Genomic DNA, 6735 nt, shown 5'->3' on the forward strand with positions numbered 1-6735 from the left:
TGCGAGGGTCACGCCGGCACGGCGTCGAAGGCGATGGTCATGCGCCGCTCGTCGGTCGTGAACGGCTCGGTGCCGTGCCACATGTAGGACGGGAACAGCACCAGCCGGCCGGGCTTGGGGCGCACGTAACGGGCGGGCGCCATCGGCGGATCTAGCTCCAGCGGCGGCCGGCCGAAGCGGATCCAGCCCTGCTTCTCGGCGGTGTCGAGCGCGCCCTCCGGCGTCTCGACATAGAAGGCCGAGGAGATCCAGCCCTGCGGATGGAAGTGGTCCTTGTGGAAGCCGCCGGGCCTGAGCAGCACCGACCAGGCGGTGTCGAAGTGGTAGTCACTGGCGTTGCGCCGTCGGAACGGGTCGCTTCCCTTGCCGAGCCTCTTCATATGGGCGCGGATCGGCTTGTCGACGGCCTCGAAGAAGGCGCCCAGCACGGGGTCGGTCGAGGCGGTCAGCGGTTGCATGGTCTGGCTGCCGTGTCGGATCGACTGGTGGAACGGATGCTGCTCGTAGGGGTGCATCCGGTTCAGCGTCGCGGCCAGGTCCGTGAGATAGGCCGCCAGCGACGGCCAGCCGCTCGGCGTCTCGATCTCATAGACGCCTACGAAGGCGTCGTAGTCGTAGAGGGTCTCGTAGAGCGGATCGCCCGCCGCCCGGGCCGCCGCGGCCGCCCAGCCGATCAGCGACTGGTGTTCGGGCGCGATCGCCAGCCCCCGCCGGGCCACCGCCAGCGCCGCGCCCGGCGCGCCGCGCGCCAGCTCGGCGATGGCCAGCTGGTTCAGCACCGCCGGCTCGTCGCCCGCCATGGACTCGGCGGTCTTGGCGAGCTCCCAGCCCTCCTTGCGGTAGCCCAACTCGATGGCGCTCTGGGCGGCGGCCAGCAGCACCACCAGGTCGCCTGGCATCCGCTCCACCGCGGCCGAGAGCAGCCGCGCGCTGGCCTCGACGTCGCCCGCCGCCTCGAACAGCTTGGCCTTGGCGATCACCAGCGGCCCCGGCGGGCCGCCGGCGCGGAACGCCTCGTCCAGCACGGCCTGCGCGGCGGCCATGTCGCCGCGCCGCATCCAGATCACGTTGGCGAGTTCGGCGGTCGCTTCCAAAGTGAGAGGCGGACGCTTCAATGTCTCGCGGTAGGCCCGCTCGGCCTCGTCCATCGCGCCGGTGGCGAGCAGCGCCCGCGCATAGACGTGCCAGGTCGGCCCCCGGTCGAGCCCGAGCGCCATGGCGCGCTTGACCGCCGGTATCGCCGCCTCCACGCGGCCCAGGTCGCCCAGCGTGGCGGCCAGGTTGTGCCAGGCGATCGGGCTCTGCGCGTAGTCTCGCGTCGCCTGCTCGTTGAACGCCAGGGCCTCCTGCAGCCGCCGCAACGCCTTCAGCGTGAAGGCGTGGGTGGCGAGCGCCTGGTGCGTCGGGGCGGGTTCGGCCACGAGCCGCGAGGTGATCTTCAACGCATCGGCCGCCCGGCCCTGCGAGAGCAGGGCTTCAGCCTCGGGGATGTCGCCTGGAGTCACGGGATCCTTCAGAGGCTCAGTGGCCGAGGAACGCATTGCGGGCGGCCAGCAGCGCGCAGACCAGCTCGCGCTCGGCAGGTTCGAGGTAGGGGTTCCAGATGTCGAAGATCAGGATCACGCGCAAGGCCTCGGCGTCGTTCCAGGCCTCGTGCTCGATGGTGTCGTCGAACACCCAGGCCTCGCCCATCCGCCATGACCGCGTCTGGTTCCCGACCCGGAAGCGCGCCGGCCCCGGCAGGATCAGCGGCAGGTGGCAGAGCAGCCGCGTATTGGTCGAGCCGGTGTGGGCCGGGATGTGGGTCTTCGCCTCAAGGGCCGAGAACATGGCGGTGGGCGCAAAGCCCGGCTGGATCGCCATCGGCAGCCGCTCGAGAATCGCCGCGGTCTTCGGACACGCCGTGCAGGCGCCCTCCTGGCGCTGGCCGTCCCGCCACAGGAAGTAGGAGCTCCAGCGCGCCGAGTGGTTGAGCTCGCCCCACTGGTTCACCGGCGCGCCCGGGGGAAAGTCGATGTAGGGCGCGAAATCCTGGCGGCTTTGCAGCACCCCTTCCAGCTCCGCGCGGATCACCTCCGTCTCCGCTTCGAGCGTCTCCAGCCACGGGAACAACGAGCGGTCGTAGAAGCCGATCTCCGGCAGCTGGGTGTAGTGCAGCAGCAAGGGCTCGTGGTGGTAGACCCGCGCCTGGCCCGAGAACACCCGCACGGTTTCCTCCAGCCGCGCCTTGGCCGGGCCGCTGCAATCTGCGTCCAGGCCGGCGATGCGGCGGCGCAGGTGCGCCTCCAGCGCCTCGGCGCTCTTCTGCACCACCTCGCGGGCGCGGGCGATCGCCGGGCGCAGGCCGGGCGGCGCATCGGCGGGAGCGATCTTCAGGGCGTTGCGATAGACCTCGGCCGCGTCGCGCTCCCCGGCGAGCCGTTCGAGCAGCGCGCCTTTCCCCAGCAGCGCCATGAAATTGTACGGCTCCAGCGCCAGGGCCGCGTCGAGCGCGGCCAGCGAGGCCGGCAGGTCGCCCGCCACGCGCAGGGTCACCGCCTTCTGCATCTTCAGTCCGACATCGGCGGGCCGCGCCTGCTCGGCCGCCTCGATCAGCGATAACGCGGCCCGCACGTCGCGACGGCGCAGCGCCTCGTCGACCTGCCTGGCGAGCGATGCCGCCGCGTCCGCATCCGAGACCGACATGCCGCCCCCTGCCAGCGTGAGGCCGGCAATCTATCGGAGTTGCAGGAGGCAGACCATGCAGGGGGCTGCGGCGTCGGGCCGCTAGAGCGGGCTCATGCCGCGCGCCATCTCTCCTCGAGCGCCCAGATGGCGAAGGCGTAGTCGAGGGCGATCTCCTTCAGGAAATCGAACCGGCCCGAGGCCCCGCCGTGCCCCGCTTCCATGTTGATTTTGAGCAGGATCGGCGCCTCGCCCGCATGCAGCTCGCGCAGCCGGGCCACCCACTTGGCCGGCTCCCAGTAGGTGACCCGCGGGTCGGAGAGTCCGCCGGTCGCCAGGATCGGCGGATAGGCTTGGGCGCTCACGTTGTCATAAGGGCTATAGCCGGCGATCACGTCGTAGGCGGCCGGGTCCTCCAGCGGATTGCCCCACTCAGGCCATTCCGGCGGGGTGAGCGGCAGGCTCACGTCGCTCATGGTGTTGAGCACGTCGACGAACGGCACGGCGGCGATAACCGCGCCCCAGAGATCCGGGCGGAGGTTCGCGACTGCGCCCATCAGCATGCCGCCCGCCGAGCCGCCATAGGCCGCCATCTTGCCCTTCGTCGCATACCCCTCGGCGATCAGGTGCTCGGCGCAGGCGATGAAGTCGGTGAAGCTGTTGGGCTTCTTCGCCTTGCGTCCGTCCAGGAACCAGCCCCAGCCCTTGTCGGAGCCGCCGCGGATGTGCGCCACGGCCCAGATCCAGCCGCGGTCGACGAGCGAAAGGTTGCGGATCGAGAACGCGGGCTCCATCGCATGCCCGTAGGCCCCATAGCCGTAGAGCAACACCGGCGCCGAGCCGTCGCGCGGCGCGTCCTTCAGCATCAGCAGCGTGATCGGGACCGTCTCCCCGTCCGGCGCGGTCGCATGGAGCCGTCGCGCGAGGTAGCGGCCGGCGTCGTGGCCGGAGGGGATCTCCTGGGTCTTGCGCAGCGTCCGCTCGCGTGTGACCAGGTCGTAGTCGAACCATTGCCGAGGCGTGGTCGGCGACTGATAGACGAAGCGGGTCGTGGTGGTCGCGTACTCGTAGCCGTCTTCCAGCCCAAGCGCGTACGCCTCCTCGTCGAAGGCGACCATGTGTTCGGCGCCGTCGCGGGCGGTGACCACCAGGCGATCGAGCGCCTCCACCCGCTCGGCGCGAACGATGTGGCCGGCGTAGGCGGCGAAGCCCATGATGTAGTGGCCCGGCCGGTGCATGATCCAGTCCCGCCAGGTCGCCTTGGCCGGGACCGCGGCGTCGGAGACGCAGAGCTTGAAGTCCACCGCCCCGTCGTCGTTGGTGCGGATCACCCAGCGGTCGCTCCAGTGGTCGAGGCTGTATTTCACCGCGACGCGGCGCGGCTCGGCGACCAGCGGCTCGGCGGTCGGATCCGAGGACGGGATCAGCCGCAGCTCGGTGGTCTCCTGGTTGCCGATATGGATCAGCACGTGGCTGTCGTCAGAGGCGACGCCCACGCCAAGGAACATGCCCTCGTCGGCCTCCTCGTAGACCAGCGCGTCGTCCCCGCCGCGGGCCGGCCGGCGGAAGACTTTCGAGGGCCTGGCGTTCTCGTCGCGCCAGATCCAGAACAGCCACTGCGAATCCGGCGAGAAGACGAAGTCGCCGTAGGCGCTGTCGATCGGCGGGCCGACCTCCTCGCCCGTGGCGAGGTCCTTGACGCGGATCGCGTAGTACTCCGAACCCTGCTCGTCGGCCGCCCAGGCGTAGAGCGCATGGTCGGGGCTGTGGCTCGCGGCGCCCACGCGGAAGTAGGGCTTGCCCTTGGCGAGCGCCTCCTCGTCGAGCAGCACCTGCTCGCGGTCCGTTTCGCCCCGCCGCCGCCGTGCGTGGATCGGCTGCTGCGCCCCCAGCTCGTAGCGGGCGTAGTATTCCCAGGGCCCGTCGGGGGCCGGAACGCTGGCGTCGTCCTCCTTGATGCGACCCTTCATCTCCTCGAAGATCGCGGCCTGCAGCGGCACGGTGTCCGCCAGCATCGCCTTCGTGTAGGCGTTCTCCGCCTCGAGGTGCTCGCGGACCTCGGCGCGCAGGACCTTCGGGTCGCGCAGCACCTGCTGCCAAGCCTCGTCCTTCATCCAGGCGAACTCGTCGACCCGCACCCGGCCGAGCTGTTCGATCCGCTTGGGCTCCTTGCGGGCGATCGGCGGGACGTGGCGCGGGGCGGTCTGGTCCATGGCCCGCTAAATGCCCCGCGCCTCCGCCGCGCTCAAGCGTGGCCGTCCGCGCGTCGAATGAGCGCACAGGACAAGCTGTCGCCTTGGCCGCGGCGCGGACTCCGCCCAATGTTTCTCAAGCATCGAGATCGCGCGAAGACGCGAGCGGGAAGAGAGAGTCGGGAACGCCATGGCGATGGACCTCGCCATCCAGCTCATGCAGGCCACCGTTCAGGTGGAGCAGCCGCTTGGCGACGGGACGCGAACGGTCGGCACCGGCTTCCTGATCTCCGACCCGACGCCGGACGGCCGGCCTCGGACCATCCTGATCACCGCTAACCACGTTCTCGAAGGCATGCCCGGCGCGGCCGCGCGCATCGGCTTCCGCTTCCAGAATGCCGATGGCAGCTGGAGCTATGCGCCGCAGCCGGTGGAGATCCGCGACGCCAAGGGTCACGAGCTCTGGACGCACCATCCGTCGCGCGACGTGGCGGCGCTCGCCATCACCGCGCCTCCGGCGTTCGCCAAGGCGGCGATCCCGCTGAACTACCTCGCCGGCGACGACACCTTCACCCACTACCAGGTGGAGGCGGGCGACGAGATGATGGCGTTGGGCTTCCCGCGCGGCCTGGCGGCCAATCAGGCCGGCTTTCCGATCCTGCGGGCCGGCCGCGTGGCCTCCTATCCGCTGGCCCCGGCCAAGATCTTCCCGACCTTCCTGCTCGATTTCTCGGTCTTCCCGGGCAACTCGGGCGGCCCGGTGTTCATGACCGACCAGGACCACCGCCACGATCCGACGGGCGTCCAGGACCCGCAGTTCATCGCCGGCCTGCTCACCCAGCAGGTGGAGCTCAATCACGAGCGGCTGGAGATCGGCATCGTCACCCACGCCAAGTTCATCCGCGAGACCCTGGCCCGCCTGGACGATCCGCAGGCGCCCGCGACCATGGTGGCCGAAACTCCGGTGGAAGGCGCCAAGGCGGCCTCCGCCGAGGAAGCCGCCACCGCCGACTAGCGCCGCTCAGCCGTAGAGGATCGACATCGTCTCGGCGATGCAGGCCGGCTTGTCCTCGCCCTCGATCTCGATCGTGCACTCGTTCTTGATCTGCATGCCGCCGGCCTTGGCCTCGGCGCCGATCAGCTTCTGACGCAGCCGCACGCGCTTGCCGACCCGCACCATGTTGGTGAAGCGCACTTTGTCGGAGCCGTAGTTGATGCCGCGCGTCACGCCCTTCACCGGCAGCATGCCGGCCGAGAGGTGCGGGATCAGCGACAGGGTCAGATAGCCGTGCGCGATCGGGCCGCCGATCTCGCGCTTGGCCCGCTCCACGTCCACGTGGATCCACTGGTGGTCGCCGGTCGCGTCGGCGAACTTGTTGACCCGGTCCTGGTCGACCAGCAGCCAGTCCGAGACGCCCACTTCGGTGCCCACCAGGCCCGGCAGGTCCTTGATCTCCACAGGGTTCATCGCGTTCTCCGTCCGTTGGCTGGCCCGCCCCCTCTACCACCTCGCAAGAGTGGGACAAGACGATGCATTGCGGAATTTCGGCCCCGCATTACTCTTACGGGTAAGAGTAATGCACCTAAGACGCTGGGTTTAGTGTCGGCAGTCGGCGCAACTCCCGGGGGCGTCCATACATGAGCGCGCGCCACAACCACTCCATCGGACCGAACTGAAAGCGGCGCAGCCAGAGGGTGCTCAACAGGACCTGGGCGGCATAGACGCCGAGCCCGAGGGCAAAGGTTGGGGTCGGGGCGAGCCGATCGAACAGGCCCAACCCGTATCCGTAGAAGATCGAGCTGAAGATCACCGACTGAAGAAGGTAGTTGGTGAAGGCTGTGCGACCCAGCGGCGCCGCCCAGGTGACGAGCACTTTGC

At 69.7% G+C, this 6735-nt stretch carries 6 protein-coding genes; 1 reads left to right on the forward strand and 5 read right to left on the reverse strand.

Translation table 11 applies throughout. The annotated features are described in order from the left end of the window. Positions 1-8: 8 nt before the first annotated feature. The 3 genes from Q0W60_RS13160 to Q0W60_RS13170 all read right to left on the reverse strand — a co-directional run bounded on the left by Q0W60_RS13160 (position 9) and on the right by Q0W60_RS13170 (position 4877). Complete coding sequence (locus tag Q0W60_RS13160; protein WP_297696309.1) at positions 9-1505, reverse strand: putative 2OG-Fe(II) oxygenase; 1497 nt, start codon at positions 1503-1505, stop codon at positions 9-11. 16 nt (positions 1506-1521) lie between these two features. After that, positions 1522-2685, reverse strand: coding sequence for an aspartyl/asparaginyl beta-hydroxylase domain-containing protein (locus Q0W60_RS13165; RefSeq protein WP_297696311.1), 1164 nt, complete (start codon positions 2683-2685; stop codon positions 1522-1524). A 92-nt stretch (positions 2686-2777) separates the two neighbouring features. After that, entirely contained in the window at positions 2778-4877 is a 2100-nt protein-coding gene (locus tag Q0W60_RS13170) for a S9 family peptidase (protein ID WP_297696314.1), read from the reverse strand. A 169-nt stretch (positions 4878-5046) separates the two neighbouring features. Between Q0W60_RS13170 and Q0W60_RS13175 the strand changes: the two genes are divergently transcribed. Continuing rightward, positions 5047-5871, forward strand: a complete 825-nt coding sequence (locus Q0W60_RS13175) for a serine protease (protein WP_297696316.1) — start codon at positions 5047-5049, stop codon at positions 5869-5871. 6 nt (positions 5872-5877) lie between these two features. On the opposite strand, the gene Q0W60_RS13180 is transcribed toward Q0W60_RS13175, so the two are convergent. Next, positions 5878-6324, reverse strand: coding sequence for a MaoC family dehydratase (locus tag Q0W60_RS13180; RefSeq protein WP_297696318.1), 447 nt, complete (start codon positions 6322-6324; stop codon positions 5878-5880). A 115-nt stretch (positions 6325-6439) separates the two neighbouring features. Further along, on the reverse strand, positions 6440-6735 hold a 296-nt coding region (locus Q0W60_RS13185), incomplete at its 5' end, for a DUF418 domain-containing protein (RefSeq protein WP_297696320.1).

The organism is Phenylobacterium sp. (assembly GCF_025934275.1).
In the GTDB taxonomy this organism is placed as follows: Bacteria; Pseudomonadota; Alphaproteobacteria; order Caulobacterales; family Caulobacteraceae; genus Phenylobacterium.

Bases quoted from the DNA above. Each gene is read 5' to 3' on its own strand.
- Q0W60_RS13165 (WP_297696311.1), bottom strand. From the start codon at position 2,685: ATGTCGGTCTCGGATGCGGACGCGGCGGCATCGCTCGCCAGGCAGGTC.
- Q0W60_RS13175 (WP_297696316.1), top strand. From the start codon at position 5,047: ATGGCGATGGACCTCGCCATCCAGCTCATGCAGGCCACCGTTCAGGTG.
- Q0W60_RS13170 (WP_297696314.1), bottom strand. From the start codon at position 4,877: ATGGACCAGACCGCCCCGCGCCACGTCCCGCCGATCGCCCGCAAGGAG.
- Q0W60_RS13180 (WP_297696318.1), bottom strand. From the start codon at position 6,324: ATGAACCCTGTGGAGATCAAGGACCTGCCGGGCCTGGTGGGCACCGAA.